Genomic DNA, 16,910 nt, shown 5'->3' with positions numbered 1-16,910 from the left:
ATGCCGACGATGAGATGAACATGCCTGCTTCCCCCCGTGTGCCCGGAAGTTCCGTGGATTTGGTAGATCCAGTGGATTCATTGGTACAGCACGCCACTGACAATCAGGTCTGCCGCATCACCCTCAACCGCCCCGAGGCCCTCAACGCCATCACTCCTGACCAGCGAGAACGCATCATCCACCTACTCGCCGACGCCTCCGCGGACCCGGCCGTACGGGCCGTCGTGCTGACCGGCACGGGCCGTGGCTTCTGCACCGGGGCGGATCTGCGGGGCGGCCCGGTGACCGGCGAGCGAGTCCCCGGCGACGTCGCCCGCACCATCCGTCTCGGCGCCCAGCGCCTCATCGCGGCCGTCCTCGACTGCGAGAAGCCGGTGATCGCCGCGGTGAACGGCACCGCGGCCGGCCTCGGCGCGCATCTCGCGTTCGCCTGCGACCTCGTACTGGCCGCCGAATCGGCGAAGTTCATCGAGGTGTTCGTCCGACGCGGCCTCGTCCCCGACGCCGGCGGCGCCTATCTCCTCCCCCGCCTCATCGGCCCCCAGCGGGCGAAGGAGCTGATGTTCTTCGGCGACGCGCTCTCCGCCGCGGACGCCGAGCGGCTGGGCCTGGTCAACCGGGTCGTCCTGGACGGGGAGTTGGACAAGACGGCCCGCGAGTGGGCCGAACGCCTCGCCACCGGCCCGACCCGCGCCCTCGCCCTCACCAAGCAGCTCGTCAACGCGTCCCTCGACACCGACCGCGCCACGGCCTTCGCGACGGAGGCGGCCGCGCAGGAGATCAACATGACGACGGAGGACGCGCGGGAGGGGGTGGCGAGTTTCGTGGAGCGCAGGGGCGCGGAGTACAAGGGGCGGTGAGTGCGGGGACGGTGAGTGCAGGGACGGTGAGTGCAGGGACGGTGAGTGCAGGAGCGGTGAGCGCGGGAACGGTGAGCGCGGGGCTCAGCCCCGCTTCAGAATCCGCAGGTCACCGGCGTCCGGATCACCGAACAGGACGAACAGTTCGGGGTCGCGCTCCGTGCCGCCGATCGTCCAGCGCGTCTGCCGCCCGCAACCGCCATCGAGTCGTACGACGACACCGTCACGTCCCTCCCGGTCGAGGAGCCAGGTTCCGGTGCCCTCGCACACGGCGAAAGGCGGCTCAGCCAGCCAGTCGCCGGACTCGGACTCGGTGGGCAGGTCGGTGAGTTCGGCCCGTCCGCCCGGGTGCAGTCGCAGGACCGCCCCGTCCTCGCCCCGCCAGACACCGGTGAGCTCGTCTGCAGTCAGGCGCGGGGGCTCGTAGTCCTTGACGACCCCGGTTGCCGTGCCCAGCACGCCGCCGACGAAGACGCTGGAACGCGGACGCCGCCGCAGCGGCGTTCAGATCGGCATACAGCCGGTCAGGACCGTCGGGTCTGTCACCCTCCGGGTCTGTGGACCCGTCCCTCTGCACTGCGTTTCCCCACCCCATACGCGCAGGATAGGCCGCGGTTCTCGGCCTTCTCGCACACCCCTTCCAATCTGACACACCGTCAGCTTCAATGGTTGGCGTGATGGGACACGCAGGGATGGCGGCCGCCGCCGTCCGCTACCTCAGGTCGGTCGAGGCGGCCCCCGAAAGGGGACCTGTCGAAGTGCTGCCGCGCCCCGAGCTGCGGTGCGTCGGCGAGGACGAACGTGCGCCCGTCGGACCGGCCGAGTTCCGGCGCGTGCTGGGGAACTTCGCGACGGGCGTGGCCGTTGTCACGGCACCCGCACCGGCCTCCACCACGGACGACCCGCAAGCCCCGGCCCCGGCCCCCGCCGGCTTCGCCTGCCAGTCCTTCTCCTCCCTCTCCCTCGACCCGCCCTTGGTCGCCTTCATGGTGGGCCGTACGTCGACGACGTGGCCGCGCATCGCGCGCGCGGGCGTCTTCTGCGTGAACGTCCTGAGCGCCGGCCAGGGCGAGCTGTGCCGTGCCTTCGCGGTGAGCGGCGCGGACAAGTTCGCCGGGGTGCCGTACGACGCGGCCCCGGTGTCCGGCTCCCCCCGCCTCGCGGGCACGCTCGCGTGGATCGACTGCACGATCCACGCGGTGCACACCGGGGGCGACCACCTCATCGTGGTGGGCCGGGTGAACGCCCTGGGCGCGAGCGAGGGTGACGAGGCGCCCTTGCTGTTCCACAAGGGGCGGTTCCTTTAAGGGGCGGTTCCTTTAAGGGGGGGGCTCCTTCATAAATCGAACTCAGCGGAACGGCGCGCTGTTACGCTGCCGGACCATGACGTACTTCTTCCCCCTCCGCTAGCCGCTCCGTCGGCACGACGCGGATCAACCCGGCGCCGATGATGCGGGACGGTCTTCCACCGTCCCGGGCTGCGACGTGGGAGAAGACAGGATCATGCGCACACGGCGTGTGTTCGTTCGGCATCCTCGTCCCGGCACGCCGACCGTCTCGTGACGGCGGCGCGCCTGGTGGCGCGGTGCGTACGCGGGCTGGAGCCCGCACTTGGCACGGAAATCCTGCGGACAGGGTCCGCGACCATCGACTGGATCGGCCACCGCGAGGTGGGCTTCCGAACCGGGAACAGCATCAGGACCAGGTCCGGCGACGGTTCCGGCGCCGGCGACAGCCATGACGGCGACGTACGGCTGCGGACCGCCGACGATGTCTTCCTGCTGGCCCGCCGCCAAAGCGACATCGGTCCGCACAAGAGCGACCTGGCCGGCCTGGCCGAACTGGCCCGTGAGGCCGACCTGGAAGCCCTGGCACGGGAACGCCAGGCACACGGCGGCCCGGCCGGGTTCAGCGGGATCGGCGGGTTCAGCGGGATCGAGATCTCGGCGTCCTTCCTGGGGCGGCGGACGTACAACCGCTACGACATCGAGGACGCCGTCGGCCTGGTGCTGGCCGCGCGCGCCGGTGTGCCGTACCACGCGCGCCGGCACGGCGAGCCCGCGCCGCCGGGCCACAGCGGGTGGCGGCTGACCATGGACGGCACCCACGCCACCCTGCTGCTCCGCCTGGGGCGGCGCCCCGCACACCGGCGCGCCTACAAGAACACGACGGTTCCGGGCACCCTGCACCCGCCGGTCGCCGCCGCCATGGCCCAGGCGGCCGAACTGCGCCCGGGCCAGCGGGTGCTGGATCCATGCTGCGGCGCGGGAACGCTGCTTATAGAGGCCCACCACATGGTGCCCGGCACCACACTGCTCGGCTTCGACCTCGATCCGGTCGCGCGCCGGGCGGCGCGGCGGAACGCCGGGTCGCTCCCGGTCGCCGTCGAGCATGGCGACGCCGGCGCCCTCCCCGTCGCCGACCGCAGCATCGACCGCGTCCTGTGCAACCCGCCCTGGGGAGAACAGGTCGACGCGGGCGGACGTCTCGCCGGGCACCCGGAGCGGTGGTGGCGCGAACTCGCCCGTGTCCTCACCGACGAGGGGCACGCGATCGTGCTGCTGCCCGAGGCACGCGGACTGGGCCATGCCCTGACGCTCGGTCTGACACCCGTCCACGTACAGCAGCTGAGCCTGTTCGGCAGCCGTCCGCTGCTGGTTCGGCTCGAACGCCAACGCACGGACCGGAGACGCTCGCGGGCCCGGCGGGAAACGGAGGTGGGTCAGCGCAGCGCTTTGTCCGTCCGTCCCTGACAGGCGTGGCTGTAGGGCCGGGCGGGTGGGTTGATCGGTCTGCCGGTCTTGATCGCTGCCGCGCCTGCTGATTGGCTCACCGGCATGAGTGGGCTCGGACCCGTCGCCTGGCCACCCGCCCCCATCAGGACCGAGAGGCTCGTACTCCGCGAGCCTGAGGGCCGGGACCATGCGGCGGCCATCGAGCCGCCGCCCTCGGCTGGTTCGCCGGCGCACTTCCCGGCGAACCAGTCGTGCTCGCCACCCAGACTGCCAACGTCCGCTCGATGCGCCTCGCGGCGAAGCTGGGGTTCATCGGGGTAGAGCGGTTTGAGGCCTACGGCGCCGAGCAGTGGTTCGGCATGTGGTCGTCCTCGGTCCCGCCGTCCGATTGAGCTCGTGCCCGACTGCGCGGCCACCGGTCTTCCGTCCGTGCGAGCTGACCGGTCATTTGAGCAGGCACTCCCGGCTGGATGTCGGTGCCCTCTGCCACCGTGTAATCCATGGGTGAATTGGTCGAGCGTGTCGACGAGCATGACGAAGTACTGGCTGTTGTGGACAGGGGCGATGCGATTCGCCGGAGATGGCTGCATCGCATAGCGACCATCGTGTGCCGTGACGCCGGCGGACGGGTTCTCGTACACCGCCGTGCGGACGACGTGTCGCTCTTCCCAGGGCAGTTCAACTGGATGGTCGGGGGCGCTGTGGGCGTCGCCGAGTCGTATGGGGACGCCGCTTCACGGGAGTTGGCGGAGGAACTCGGCGTCCAGGGCCGCCCTCGGTTCGTGCTCAAGTTCCTGTGCGCAGGAGCGATCAGTCCGTACTGGCTCGGCCTGCACGAGGTCGTCGTCACGGAACCGGTCCGGCCCGACCCCTCGGAGATCGCCTGGTACGGCTGGCTGACGGAGCCCGAACTGACGGAGTTCGTGCGCCGGGAAGCGTTCGTTCCGGATGCCCGTGAGGCGTTCACCCGATATCGCGCACTGAGCCGCACCACACGCTCACGCCCCTGATGACCGATCACGTCGAACCGATCAGGCCCGGCAACCGGGCTTCGCTCCAGGGCAGTTCGCCCCATGAGAGCCTTGCGCTGATCGTGATCGTGTCGAGCCCGGAGAGCATGCATGACCATCAACAGGCCGGGGCTGCCCGGGGACCTGCCGTCGGCGGAGGTTCTGTGGGCGCGCTGGGCGCTCATCGCCGTGCTGGAGGCCACCACGGCCGACGAGCAGGCGGGCCCTCACCGCACGGGAACCTGGGTGGACGACGAAGGGCTCCATCTGGACGACTCCGGCTGCACATGGTGGGGCTTCGCGCAGCGGGGCGAGGGGCGCTACGTGCTCTTCGGCGAGGACGAGTCCAGCGGCGCCAAGTGGCACGAGCCGCCGGTCGACATGCTCGCCGGCGCCCCCGACTGGCTCCCCCACGAGCGGCTGCGGGACCTGCTGAGCGGCTGGGAACTGGGCTGTGTCTACTGGTACGAGAACGGCACCTGGGCCCGGGCTCCGTACCCGGCGACCCTGGAGGACGACGGGCTCGACTGCGGTATCAGCCGTTTCGTCGAGAGGAAGGAGGTGCTGTGGACGATCGGCGACGAGGACCACGGCACCATGCCGGAGCACGACGCCGAGACACTGCTGGGCCACGCCGAGGGCTACCGGCTGACCCCGGAGATCCTGATGTCCCTCGTCACCGAGCCCGACTGGCGGGAACTGGACCGGCCCGCCATGAGCAAGGCACTGGAACGCGCGGGCCTGAACCGGGCGTAGGCCCGCCGGGCCCTACGGGTCAACGGGCACGTGAGGTCGCTACCGGGAACGGCTCACGATGAGGTGGGTGAGGCCGTCCAGGATGCGCTTCAGCCCGAAGTCGAAGGCGTAGTCGGGGCTGTACATACCCTGGTGAGCCTCACCCGCGGCACTCCCGACCCGCGCTGCGAGGGGGAACCGGGCAGGGTCGAAGACCCTGGCCAGAAGTGGCGCGTTGGCGGCCCACCACTGCTCGTCGGACATGGCGCTGTCGCGGGCGGCGGCCTGGTTGTCGAGGTCGGCGCGAGCGACGGACTGGACGAAGCCGAGCAGGAAAGTGAGGGCCGCGTCCATCTCGACATCGTCCAGCCCGAGGCCGTCGAACGCGGCAAGTTCGTGTTCGTACTTGGCCATGAGCCCGGGGCCGAGCGGCGGGCGTGTGGTGGGCAGGGTCGCCACCCAGGGGTGGCGCCGGTACAGGTCTCGGTTCTCGCGCGCGACGGCCTCCACCCTCGTACCCCACGGGGCGGCTGTGTGATCGGTACGCGGCATCTGCAGATAGGCGGCGTCCAGCATGAGGGCGAGCAGCTCCGCCTTGCCCGGGACGTACGTGTAGATCGTCATCGGCGTGACGCCCAGCCGCTGGGCGACGCTGCGCATGGTCAGGGCGTCCAGCCCACCCGAGTCTGCCAGCTCGATGGCGGCTTGGACGACGGCGTCGACCGTCAAACCCTGCTTGGGGCCCCGCCGAGGGCCACCTTTTGCGGGCTCGCGCCACAGCAGTTCCAGTGTGCGAGCAGGGTCGTCCACACTGCTTCGTTCCTTGGCCATGCGCTCCATCTTTTCCTTCTTTTCCTTGCGGCCCCCCCCACGTCCACTCCGTACTGCGTATAATGTACAACGTATAGAGATTGACTCTCGAGCCTCAGGAGGATCCATGAAGATCACTTCCACTGCCGTCTCCCTGACCGTCGACGACGTCCCCGCCTCCGCCGCATTCCTGACCAGGCACTTCGGCTTCCATGAGGCCATGGCCGCGGAAGGCTTCGCCTCCCTGGTCCGCGAGGACACCGTCAACGTGATCTTTTTGCAGCGCGGTATCGAGGTCCTGCCCGAAGGTGTCAGGGACCAGCACGCCGCCGGGGTGATCACCGCGTTCACCGTGGCCGACCTGGACGCCGAATACGAGCGGCTGCAGAGCGAAGGCGTCTCCATCACCATGCCGCTGCGTGAAGAGCCGTGGGGTGAGCGCCTCTTCCAGGTCACCGACCCGAACGGCGTGATCCTCCAGCTCGTCGCCTGGGCCACACCCGACAACCACTGACGGCCTCGGGGCGCCAAGCCCAGGCCCAGGCCCCGGAACTCAGGCCACAGCCACACCGTCCGCCGTACGCCGCCGGATCACCAGCACCATCAGCGTCGCCGCCGCGCACAGCGCCCCCGACGAGTACCACACCATGTCGTACGTCCCGAAGACGTCCCGCGCGACCCCGCCGAGGAAGGCCACCAACGCGGCGCCGACCTGGTGGGAGGCGAGGACCCAGCCGAAGACGATCGCGCTGTCCTCGCCGTACAGCTCCCGGCACAGGGCGACGGTGGGCGGGACGGTGGCGACCCAGTCGAGGCCGTAGAAGACGATGAAGAGAAGCATCGGCGGGTGGACGCTCGGGGCCAGCAGCATCGGCAGGAACAGCAACGAGACACCGCGCAACGCGTAGTACACGGCGAGCAGCCGGCGCGGTTCGATGCGGTCGGTGAGCCAGCCGGAGGCGATCGTGCCGACGACATCGAACACGCCGATGACCGCGAGCAGCGAGGCGGCGGCCTGGATGGGCATGTGCTCGTCGTGGGCGGCGGGCACGAAGTGGGTCTGGATGAGGCCGTTGGTGGAGGCGCCGCAGATCGCGAAGGAGCCGGCCAGCAGCCAGAAGGGGCCGGTGCGGGCCGCCGAGAAGAGCACCGACATCGCCCGGCGCGCGGCGCCCGGCACGGGGGGCGGCTTGGGCACGAACTCCTTCGCGCCGTACGGCTTCAGGCCCACGTCGGCCGGGTGGTCGCGCAGCAACAGCCAGACGAAGGGGACGACCACGAGGGCGGCCAGGGCCACCGTCACCGCGGCCGGACGCCAGTCGTGCTTGTCCACCAGCCAGGACAGCACCGGCAGGAAGATCAACTGGCCGGAGGCGGAGGCGGCGGTGAGGATGCCGGTGACCAGGCCGCGCCGCTCGGTGAACCAGCGGTTGGTGACCGTCGCGGCGAAGGCCAGCGCCATCGAGCCGCTGCCGAGCCCCACGAGCAGTCCCCAGTACAGCAGCAATTGCCAGGCCGCCGTCATCCAGTACGTCAGCCCCGAGCCGAGCGCGATCACGGTGAGCGCGACCGCGACCACCCGCCGGATGCCGAAGCGGTCCATCAGGGCGGCGGCGAAGGGGGCGGTGAGCCCGTACAGCGCGAGGTTGATCGAGACCGCGGCGCTGATCGTGCCGCGTGACCAGCCGAACTCCTGGTGCAGCGGGTCGATGAGCAGCCCCGGCAGGGAACGGAAGGCGGCGGCGCCGATGATCGTGACGAAGGTGACGGCGGCGACGAACCAGGCACGGTGCAGTGACACTGCGCGGCTCCGCCGCGGGCGGGGCTTCTTGGTCGGCCGGATGCCCTCTGCGGTAGCTGCTGCCTCGGTTGACTGGGTCACGACATAGAGCTTCGGGCCTGTGATCGGTCCGGAACGAGTGGCCCAAGAGACATCATTCGTTAGGATCGGGCCATGGATACGGCCACCAGCGCGGCCCGCGCCCAGCAGGAACCCTTCCGCCCGCACCGCGTCGTCGTGCTCGCCCTCGACGGCCTGCTCCCCTTCGAGCTGGGCATCCCGCACCGTATCTTCGGCCGCCCCAAGGACGCCCAGGGGCGACATCTGTACGAGGTCGTCACCTGCTCGATCCGGCCGCCGGGCCCGGTGCAGACCGACGCCGACTTCGCCATCCAGGTCGAGCACGGCCCGGAGACACTGGCCACCGCGGACACCGTCGTCGTACCGGCGTCGTACGAACTCGGCCCGGTCTTCGAGCAGGGCGTCCTCACCGACGAGCTGGCCGCCGCCCTCGCCCACATCCGCCCCGGCACCCGGCTCACGTCCATCTGCACCGGCGTGTACGTCCTCGCCGCCGCCGGCTATCTGGACGGCCGCCCCGCCACCACGCACTGGGCCGACGCCGAGCGCCTCCAGAGGCTCTTCCCGAAGATCGAGGTCGACCCGGACGTCCTGTTCATCGACGACGACGACGTGCTGACCTCGGCCGGCGTCGCGGCCGGGATCGACCTGTGCCTGCACATCGTCCGCCGCGACCACGGCACGGCGATCGCCAACGAGGTGGCCCGCCGCACGGTCGTACCGCCCCACCGGGACGGCGGCCAGGCCCAGTACATCCACCGCCCGGTCCCCGACCCGCAGCAGTCGTCCACGACCACGGCCCGCGCCTGGGCCCTGGGCCGACTCCACGAGCCGATCCAGCTGCGCGACATGGCGGACCAGGAGTCCATGTCCGTACGGACCTTCACGCGCCGCTTCCGTGAGGAGGTCGGCGTCAGCCCCGGCCAGTGGCTCACCCAGCAGCGGGTGGAACGCGCCCGGCACCTGCTGGAGTCCACCGACCTGTCCGTCGACCAGGTCGCCCGGGACGCCGGCTTCGGCACGGCCCAGTCGATGCGACAGCACCTACAGACCGCGCTCGGGGTCACACCCACGAGCTATCGGCGCACCTTCCGCGCCGGAAGCCGCGACGACGTCCGGGTCCACGGCGGCACCTGAGGCGTCCGCTCTTGGGGCGTCCGCACTTGGGGCGTCTGTGCTTGAGACGTCCGCGCGTGAACCGTCCCGGCGAGCCTCTCCCCACCAGCCGAGCGCCGTCAGCACCAGCGTCAGCTGCACTCCGACCAGGATGGCCGTGGACGGCGCCACCACCTGGAGCAGGCCGCCCGCGAGGGAACCCGTCGCCGCGTAGCCCGCGCCCGCGGCCGCGTACAGCACGGAGTACCCGGCGGCCAGGGCGCTCGGCGGCAGCGCCTCGCGCAGGGACAGGTTGCGGGTGATCAGCGCGCCCGACTGGAGCATGCCCGCCAGGACGAGGGCGAGCGCGATCCCGGCCGCACCCGGTATCAGCGCGGCGAGGGACACGAAGACCGACATCCCGCACATCAGCACGACGCTGCGCGCGCGGAGCCGCCCCGGCCACGACCTCATGCCGTACAGGAACGCCCCGAGCCCCGCCCCCAGGGCCATGCCGGCCAGCATCGGACCGGACCAGCCCACGCCGATGCCGCGCTGTTCGAGCAGGGCGGGCAGGGTGAGTTCGGAGAGGCCCAGCAACGTGATGCTGGCCGCGCCCGTGACGTACACCGGCCACGCGCGTATCAGCACGCGCGTCCTCGCCCGGCCCTCCTCCCCCTCCTGCTCCCCGTTCGACCAGCCGGCCGGCAGCGCCAGCTGGCCCGCGATCGACGACGCCATCAGGACGCCCGCGAGCAGCAGCGGCACCCGTGGCGCCACCCCGAGGGCGAGTCCGGCGACCGCGACCGGGGAGACGGCCCACACCCCGGACATCAGCATCGACTCGGCCGACAGCGCCTGCGCCACGGCACGCTCCGGGACCAGCGAGGTCAGCAGCGCCCGCTGACCGCCGGCGGTCGCGGCCGGTGCCCCACCGGCCAGGAACGCGAACGCCCCCAGCACCACCGGGTGCGCCCCGGCCAGCACCCCGAGCCCCGCGAACCCCACCGTCCCGCCCGCGAGCCCGACGACCAGATGACGCCGGCCGCGCGCCGGGTCCAGCCGCATCCCGAGGACCGGGGCGGCGACGATCTCGCCGAGCACATAGGCAGCCGCGAGCGTCGCACCCAGCGTGTAGCCGCCGGGCCGCTCCCGCACCAGGAACACCAGGGCCAACGGTGTCATGGCGACCGGCATACGAGAGGCGACGGCGGTGCAGGCCCAGATCAGGACCTGCTTGGAGGCGACGTCTCGATAGCTCATGAAGACGACGGTAAGTGCCGCCGCTGACAACCCGGCAGACAATTTCCGGGCCTGTGGAAAACCCGGAAATGCCAACCGCCTCAGAAGGTCAGCACCCCCCGAGCCACCTTCCCCGCCTCCGCGTCCGCCGCCGCCCGCTCGAACTCCTCGACCGGATACGTCTCGGTCACCAACTCGTCCAACAGCAGCCGCCCTTCCCGGTACAACTCGGCGTACAGCGCGATGTCCCGCTGCGGCCTCGACGACCCGTACCGGCACCCCAGGATCGACTTGTCCAGATACATGGAGGACACGACGAAGGAGGCCTCGGCGCGGGCCGGCGGAACCCCCAGCAGGATCGCCTGACCGTGCCGGTCGAGCAGATCGACGGCCGCCCGGATCAACTCGACGCGCCCCACGCACTCGAAGGCGTGGTCCGCCCCCGTCGGCAGCAGCTCGCGCACCCCGTCCACCGAGGTCAGGAAGTCGGTCGCCCCGAACCGCCGCGCCACCGCCTCCTTCGCCGGATTCGCGTCGACGGCGACGATCCGCAACGCACCTGCGATCCGCGCCCCTTGCAGCACATTGAGCCCAATGCCCCCCGTACCGATGACGAGCACACTGTCCCCGCGGTCCACCTTCGCCCGGTTGAGCACGGCGCCCACCCCGGTCAGCACCCCGCACCCGATCAGCGCGGCCGAGGGCATCGGAATGTCCTTCGGGATCCGGACCACCTGCACGGCCTTCACCACGGTCCGCTCGGCGAACGCCGAGTTGGAGGCGAACTGGAAGACGGGCCGCTCCCCTTGGACGAACGGCTGCCCGGGCCGCCCGATCGCCTGCCGGCACATGGTCGGCCGCCCCCGGTCGCACTCGGCGCACGTACCGCAGTTGGCCAGCGTGGACAGAGCCACATGATCCCCCGGGGCGACATGGGTGACCCCCACACCCACAGCCTCGACCACCCCCGCCCCCTCATGCCCCAACACCACAGGAACGGGAAAAGGTATGGTCCCGTCCACCACAGACAGATCGCTGTGGCACAACCCGGCCGCCGAGATCGCGACCAGCACCTCACCGGGCCCCGGATCCCGCACCTCCAGGTCGTACGCGACCTGGACCCGCTTCCCGTCGAACACCACGCCGCGCATCACACAACTCCCTTGGGTTCCCTGGGCAGCCCGAGCACCCGCTCGGCGATGATCGTGCGCTGAACCTGGTCGGACCCGCCGTAGATGGTGTCGGCCCGGGAGAACAGGAAAAGATGCTGCGCCTCGTCAAGTCCGTACGGCGCCGAGGCCGACCACTCCACCGGCCCGACCCCCGCAGCGGCCCCCCGCACCTGCATCGCCAGCTCCCCGAGCCGCTGATGCCAGCCGCCCCACAGCAACTTGGCCACGCTGGGCGCCCCGGCGTCCCCGGCCCGCCCCAGTGTGCGCAGGGCATTCCACCGCATCACCCGCAACTCGGCCCACTGCCGCACCAGCCGCTCCCGGACGACGGGATCACCCACGGCACCGGACCGCACGGCCGTCTCCACGACCCTCCCCAACTCCTGTGCGAACCCGATCTGCTGGGCGAGCGTGGACACCCCCCGCTCGAACCCGAGCAGACTCATCGCGACCTTCCACCCCGCCCCCTCGCCCCCGACGACGTGCTCCACGCGCGCGTGCGCACCGTCGAAGAAGACCTCGTTGAAGTCGCTGGTCCCGGTCATCTGCCGGATGGGCCGAACCTCGATACGACCCGGCTGGTCCATGGGCACGAGGAGGAAGCTCAGACCATGGTGCCGAACCGACTCCGGATCAGTCCGGGCCAACACGAAGCACCAGTCGGCCTCATGGGCGAGGGAGGTCCAGATCTTCTGCCCGCTGACCCGGTACGTCCCGTCCGAGGCACGCTCGGCCTTCGTACGAACCCCCGCGAGGTCGGACCCCGCACCGGGTTCGCTGTACCCCTGGCACCAGAGCTCCTCCCCCACAGCGACCGGAGGAAGAAACCGCGCCTTCTGCTCATCGGTCCCATGAGCAAGGAGGGTGGGAGCCAACAACTTCTCCCCGATATGCCCGGACCGCGGCGGCGCCCCCGACCGCGCATACTCCTCGGCCCACACAACCTGCTGGGTAAGCGTGGCGGACCGATTCCCGTACCCGCTCTCCCCCCACCCGATCCCAATCCACCCGGCTTTCCCAAGGGTGCGTTCCCAAGCGCGGCGGTCTGCTGTGTCCGAGACATTGGCGCCGAGCCAAGCACGAGCTTCGCCCCGGAACACCTCATCTCCAGCAGCGAATCCAAAGTCCACGGGACCTCCTAGCCGACGGTCAGGCATCCAACCTTCAGGGGCGCGGGGAACTGCGAGACCAGCCACAAACAACCCGCGGCCGCCATCCCAGAACACCCCCCGAGCTATTAGGCGTTCGGCCGATCCCCGTCCCGAGCCGCCCTCTCCATCGCCTCCACCCGAGCAAGCATCGGCATCGGATCCACCCCCACCGAGCCTGGCAATACCTCCGCGATCAACTCCGCCGTCCAACCGCCGGAGGCATACGCGGCGCGCAATTCCCGAGGCTGCGCCCAAACCGCGATCTTCGCCCCGGCAACGGTGTACACCTGCCCCGTAACCCCCTGCTCCCGAGCCGCATCGGACAGCAAGTACACGACCAGAGAAGCCACATCCTCCGGCTCGCCGATCTCCGCCAACTCCACAGGAACGTTCGCCGACATCCGCGTACGAGCAACCGGCGCCACCGCATTAGCGGTAACCCCATACTTGTTCAAGCCCAGCGCAGCGCTCCGCACCAGCGAAATGACCCCACCCTTCGCCGCACTGTAATTCGCCTGCGAAACCGACCCTTGATGATTCCCGCTGGTGAACCCGATCAAGGTCCCCGCCCGCTGTTTCCGCATCACCGCGGAGGCGGCCCGGAAAACCGTGAAGGTCCCTTTCAGATGGGTGGCGACAACGGGATCCCACTCCTCCTCGGTCATGTTGAACAGCATCCGCTCCCGCAGGATCCCGGCGACGCACACGACCCCGTCGATCCGCCCGTACGCCGACAAGGCCGTATCCACGACCCGCTGCCCGCCCGCCATCGTGGAGATGTCGTCCGCGACCGCGACCGCCTCCCCGCCCGCCGCCTCGATCTCCTTGACGACGGCCTGGGCCACCTCGCTGGTGGGCGACGCGCCGTCCATGGAGACGCCGTAGTCATTGACGACGACCCGCGCACCCTCTACAGCGGCCGCCAAGGCCACCGCCCGCCCGATCCCCCGCCCCGCACCCGTCACGGCGACGACCTTGCCTGCCAAGAAGTTCCCCATGCCCCGGCCCCTTCCCGCAGTTTCTGACGGTCCGTTAGATTCGAGTTGATTCTACGACCCGTCAGATACATGGAGACAAGCCCCGGGGAGGACTCATGTCACTACCGGACGCGTTCCACGAGATCGCCAAGCGCGTGAACAACTGGGGCCGTTGGGGGTCCGACGACGAGATAGGCACCCTGAACCTGATCACCGACGACGTCGTCCGCGAGGCCGCCGCCTGCGTCCGCACCGGCCTCCGCATCCCGCTCGCCCTGCCCCTGCAACAGGACGGCGTCCAGACCGGGATGATCCCCGGACGCGTCAACCCCCTGCACACCATGGTGCAGATCAACCAGGAGATCTTCGGTCCGGGAACCGTCGCCTGCAGCGACGACACCGTGACCATGGGCCTGCAGGCGGCCACCCACTGGGACGCGCTCACCCACGTCTCGCACTCGGGCCGGATCTACAACGGCCGCCCCGCCGCCACCATCACCCCGCACCGCGGCGCCGAGTTCAGCGGCATCGAGAAGGCGCGGCACATCGTCTCGCGGGGCGTACTGCTGGACGTGGCACGCGCGCGTGGCGTGACGCGGCTCGACGGCGGGCACGCGGTCACCCCGGAGGACTTGGAGGCGGCCGAGGAACTCGCGGGCACGCGCGTGCGCGCCGGGGACATCGTGCTGGTGCGGACGGGGCAGATCCAGGTCTGTCTCGCCGGCGACAAGCACGCGTACGGCTATCCCTCGCCCGGCCTGTCGATCCGTACGCCGGAATGGTTCCATGCGCGCGATGTGGCGGCGGTGGCGAATGACACGCTCACGTTTGAGATCTTTCCGCCCGAGCGGGAGGATTTGTGGCTGCCTGTACACGCGCTCGACCTGGTGGAGATGGGGATGCTCCAGGGCCAGAACTGGAATCTCGAAGAGTTGTCCACAGCCTGTGGACAAGAGGGCCGCTATGCGTTCCTGCTGTCGGCGATGCCCGAACCCTTCGTCGGCGGCACGGGGACTCCCGTCGCACCCGTGGCCGTGCTCTGACGAGGTCGGCTGGCGGCGCGACACCGGTGGCCCCGAGCACGGCACCGCGCCGCCATCCGACTCCGGCGTACCCGCCCCGGTTCCTCCACTCCCCCAGCCCTGAGAGAACCGACGCCGAATCACGACCCACACTCGGCAAGGGTTTCCGTCACCGAAACCCTCGTCGTCCCCTCGCGGCGAATCGCTGACCACAAGCGTGATCAACCGGACACGCGGCGTCAACACCCACTCGGTGATTTGTTACTTAAGCCCTATTTGCAGCAGGCGCGCACAGAAGCATGCCCGGGCGCACCGATACCGACCCGAGCAGGAGAGACAGCGCTTTCTGCAACCGTGCACCGATTCCAGCAAAATTGTCGCCAAGTGCGCCCGTCACACCGCTTCGTACGCGAGCCCCTCGTACGCCGACGCCCCGCTCCCATAGGCGGAGGCGGACCCCTCCGACTCGGCGGCGCGGTCCAGTTCGCACCAGATCCGCTTGCCGGCGCCCTCGGAACTCCAGCCCCATCGGTCCGCGAGGCCGTCGACCAGCGCGAGACCCCGGCCGCCCGTCGCGTCACCGTCGACGCACCGGGGCACCGGCGCACGGCCACTGCGGTCGGCCACCTCGAGCCGGACGGTGGCGGACTCCTGGGTCGCGCCCGGCAGGGACAGACGCAACACGGCCGGACAACCGGTGTGCACCACGGCGTTGGTGACGAGTTCGGACACGAGCAGGATCAGCGTCTCGGCGAGCGGTTCGTCGACCCCTATCCCGGATCCGGCGAGCCGCGAGCGGGCCCACCGCCGGGCTCGCCCCACCTCAGCGGGGTCGGGCCGGATCTCCAGCTGCACTTGAAGCACCTGCACCGCTCACACCATCCGAACCGGCGGACACATAGCCCCGCGCCTCACGAGGGCCACGATCCTAGCCATTTTTTTCATGGCCAGAACAATGGCCAAAGCCAGGGTCACGGAACGTGAATCCCTTAGCTGACAGCATGGTTGACGTACAGTCACCCCAACAAGCGCTTCGGGCATATTCCAGCGCGAAGGAGTACCCGTGCGGCATACTGTGCGACGCTTGTTGCGAGGAGTCGAACAGGCGGGGACAGAACGCCCTCCCACCCTGCGAGCACCGGCGCGCACCGCCGGATCCGGGGCCGCCTCAAGGGCAACTCCGCCATGGCTCATGCTCGGAACCACTCGCATCTCACACAAGGTACCGGAGCAAACCGCCGACTCCAGGCCGTGACGAGTCACACGTAGGACACAACCCGATATCAACGCTCCGTAATTCCGGTATGCCACAATCCGCGACATCCATGCGGGCACCATCGGCGATATCGCAGACCAAGTCGCTTTAGGTCGAGTGTGCGAGAAGTTCGGCGGCCAGACGCTCCTCACTCTGCGTAGCATCGCCAGCACGGTACGTCCGCACCCATGCGCGCTTCAGATGCAGGTGGACCTCGAACTCCCAGGTGAATCCCATGCCGCCGTGCACCTGGAGACAGTCGCGGGCGCCGCTCACGGCCGCCTCGTCGGCGAGCAGCCGGGCCGTGTCGATGTCGACCGTGTCGCCGGTGACGGCCGCCGCGTAGACGGCCGTGCGAGCCGTCTCCGTCCGCACCAGCATCTCCGCGCACAGATGCTTCACCGCCTGGAAGGCTCCGATCGGCTGCCCGAACTGCTCACGTGCCCGGGCGTGTTGCACGGCCAGTTCGCACGCGCGCGTGGCGGTGCCGAGCTGCTCGGCCGCGGTGAGGAGTACGGCGGCGGGGTCCACGTCGGCGGCCGTGGGAACCCGGTGCAGGGGCGTCAGCGGGTCGACCGACCTCAGAGGTACGGCCCCCTCCGCGTCGCCCCGTACGACGTCCGCCTCCGTGAGCCACTCCACCAGGCCGTCGCCCGCCTCCGCCACGACCACCTCCCCGGTGGCCGCGCCCGGCACGTCCCCCGCGGCGAGGTGGGTGGCCACCAGTGGCCCCGGCAGCAGCGCGCGGCCCGCCTCCTCGAACGCCAACACCGCCTCGGGCAGCCCGAGTCCGACCCCGCCCGCCGCCTCCGGCAGCCGCAGCGCGAAGAACCCGGCGGCGCCGAGCTCGCGCCACAGCGCCCGGTCCAGGCGTCCGGGCTCGTCGACGGCGGCCCGCAGCGCCGCCGGGCCGAAGCGGCGCGCCAGCAGCTCCCGTACGCCGTCACGCAACGCCCGCTGGTCGTCGGTCAGTTGGAAGCGCATC

The 16,910-nt window shown here is 70.3% G+C and carries 17 protein-coding genes and 1 pseudogene; 9 read left to right on the top strand and 9 right to left on the bottom strand.

Going from position 1 to position 16,910, the window contains the following annotated elements:
• Window positions 1–20: 20 nt before the first annotated feature.
• Window positions 21–860 carry an enoyl-CoA hydratase/isomerase family protein gene (locus BLU79_RS05915; protein WP_093904903.1) on the top strand — a complete coding sequence of 280 codons (840 nt, stop codon included), beginning with the start codon at window positions 21–23 and terminating at the stop codon, window positions 858–860.
• Window positions 861–944: 84 nt separating this feature from the next.
• Here BLU79_RS05915 and BLU79_RS05910 read toward each other — a convergent pair whose 3' ends face one another.
• A complete protein-coding gene (locus BLU79_RS05910; protein ID WP_177000881.1) occupies window positions 945–1,319 on the bottom strand; it encodes a hypothetical protein in 375 nt (124 codons plus the stop codon).
• Window positions 1,320–1,537: 218 nt separating this feature from the next.
• On the opposite strand from BLU79_RS05910, the gene BLU79_RS05905 reads away from it, so the two are divergent.
• The 5 genes and pseudogenes from BLU79_RS05905 to BLU79_RS05885 all read left to right on the top strand — a co-directional run bounded on the left by BLU79_RS05905 (window position 1,538) and on the right by BLU79_RS05885 (window position 5,361).
• Window positions 1,538–2,167 (top strand): flavin reductase family protein, encoded by a 630-nt coding sequence (locus BLU79_RS05905; protein WP_256333167.1) that lies wholly within the window; start codon window positions 1,538–1,540, stop codon window positions 2,165–2,167.
• 252 nt (window positions 2,168–2,419) lie between these two features.
• Window positions 2,420–3,613: a TRM11 family SAM-dependent methyltransferase gene (locus BLU79_RS05900; protein ID WP_093904526.1), complete on the top strand. Its 1,194-nt coding sequence runs from the start codon at window positions 2,420–2,422 to the stop codon at window positions 3,611–3,613.
• Between the two features lie 84 nt (window positions 3,614–3,697).
• Window positions 3,698–3,987: pseudogene (locus tag BLU79_RS05895) on the top strand (hypothetical protein).
• Between the two features lie 108 nt (window positions 3,988–4,095).
• Window positions 4,096–4,605 carry an NUDIX hydrolase gene (locus BLU79_RS05890; RefSeq protein WP_093904525.1) on the top strand — a complete coding sequence of 170 codons (510 nt, stop codon included), beginning with the start codon at window positions 4,096–4,098 and terminating at the stop codon, window positions 4,603–4,605.
• Between the two features lie 111 nt (window positions 4,606–4,716).
• Window positions 4,717–5,361, top strand: a complete 645-nt coding sequence (locus tag BLU79_RS05885) for a hypothetical protein (RefSeq protein ID WP_093904524.1) — start codon at window positions 4,717–4,719, stop codon at window positions 5,359–5,361.
• Between the two features lie 39 nt (window positions 5,362–5,400).
• Here BLU79_RS05885 and BLU79_RS05880 read toward each other — a convergent pair whose 3' ends face one another.
• Entirely contained in the window at window positions 5,401–6,171 is a 771-nt protein-coding gene (locus BLU79_RS05880) for a TetR/AcrR family transcriptional regulator (RefSeq protein ID WP_093904902.1), read from the bottom strand.
• 106 nt (window positions 6,172–6,277) lie between these two features.
• On the opposite strand from BLU79_RS05880, the gene BLU79_RS05875 reads away from it, so the two are divergent.
• Entirely contained in the window at window positions 6,278–6,664 is a 387-nt protein-coding gene (locus BLU79_RS05875) for a VOC family protein (RefSeq protein WP_093904523.1), read from the top strand.
• 39 nt (window positions 6,665–6,703) lie between these two features.
• Here the strand turns inward: BLU79_RS05875 and BLU79_RS05870 are convergent, their stop codons facing one another.
• Window positions 6,704–8,032, bottom strand: coding sequence for an MFS transporter (locus tag BLU79_RS05870; protein ID WP_093904522.1), 1,329 nt, complete (start codon window positions 8,030–8,032; stop codon window positions 6,704–6,706).
• 72 nt (window positions 8,033–8,104) lie between these two features.
• Between BLU79_RS05870 and BLU79_RS05865 the strand changes: the two genes are divergently transcribed.
• Window positions 8,105–9,148: a GlxA family transcriptional regulator gene (locus BLU79_RS05865; protein WP_093904521.1), complete on the top strand. Its 1,044-nt coding sequence runs from the start codon at window positions 8,105–8,107 to the stop codon at window positions 9,146–9,148.
• On the opposite strand, the gene BLU79_RS05860 is transcribed toward BLU79_RS05865, so the two are convergent.
• From BLU79_RS05860 to BLU79_RS05845, 4 genes are all read right to left on the bottom strand, one after another.
• A complete protein-coding gene (locus BLU79_RS05860; RefSeq protein WP_093904901.1) occupies window positions 9,056–10,369 on the bottom strand; it encodes an MFS transporter in 1,314 nt (437 codons plus the stop codon). The genes BLU79_RS05865 and BLU79_RS05860 overlap by 93 nt on opposite strands.
• 80 nt (window positions 10,370–10,449) lie before the next feature.
• Window positions 10,450–11,499, bottom strand: a complete 1,050-nt coding sequence (locus BLU79_RS05855; protein ID WP_093904520.1) for an alcohol dehydrogenase catalytic domain-containing protein — start codon at window positions 11,497–11,499, stop codon at window positions 10,450–10,452.
• On the bottom strand, window positions 11,499–12,650 hold the full coding sequence (locus tag BLU79_RS05850; protein WP_093904519.1) for an acyl-CoA dehydrogenase family protein: 1,152 nt from the start codon (window positions 12,648–12,650) through the stop codon (window positions 11,499–11,501). The genes BLU79_RS05855 and BLU79_RS05850 overlap by 1 nt, the downstream gene beginning before the upstream one ends.
• A gap of 107 nt (window positions 12,651–12,757) precedes the next feature.
• A complete protein-coding gene (locus BLU79_RS05845) occupies window positions 12,758–13,669 on the bottom strand; it encodes an SDR family NAD(P)-dependent oxidoreductase (protein WP_093904518.1) in 912 nt (303 codons plus the stop codon).
• 95 nt (window positions 13,670–13,764) lie between these two features.
• Here BLU79_RS05845 and BLU79_RS05840 point away from each other — a divergent pair, with 95 nt between their 5' ends.
• Window positions 13,765–14,691: a cyclase family protein gene (locus tag BLU79_RS05840; protein WP_093904517.1), complete on the top strand. Its 927-nt coding sequence runs from the start codon at window positions 13,765–13,767 to the stop codon at window positions 14,689–14,691.
• Window positions 14,692–15,063: 372 nt separating this feature from the next.
• Here the strand turns inward: BLU79_RS05840 and BLU79_RS05835 are convergent, their stop codons facing one another.
• Together BLU79_RS05835 and BLU79_RS05825 are read right to left on the bottom strand one after the other, a co-directional pair.
• On the bottom strand, window positions 15,064–15,525 hold the full coding sequence (locus BLU79_RS05835) for an ATP-binding protein (protein WP_093904516.1): 462 nt from the start codon (window positions 15,523–15,525) through the stop codon (window positions 15,064–15,066).
• Between the two features lie 508 nt (window positions 15,526–16,033).
• The gene (locus BLU79_RS05825; protein WP_093904514.1) at window positions 16,034–16,909 is read right to left on the bottom strand and encodes an acyl-CoA dehydrogenase family protein; all 876 of its coding nucleotides are present in this window, start codon (window positions 16,907–16,909) and stop codon (window positions 16,034–16,036) included.
• Window position 16,910: the final 1 nt, after the last annotated feature.

The sequence above is a fragment of the Streptomyces sp. cf386 genome (assembly GCF_900103585.1).
Classification (GTDB): Bacteria; Actinomycetota; Actinomycetes; order Streptomycetales; family Streptomycetaceae; genus Streptomyces.
Note: the sequence above shows the minus strand (reverse complement) of the source record. Positions and strands in the feature narration are given on the sequence as shown.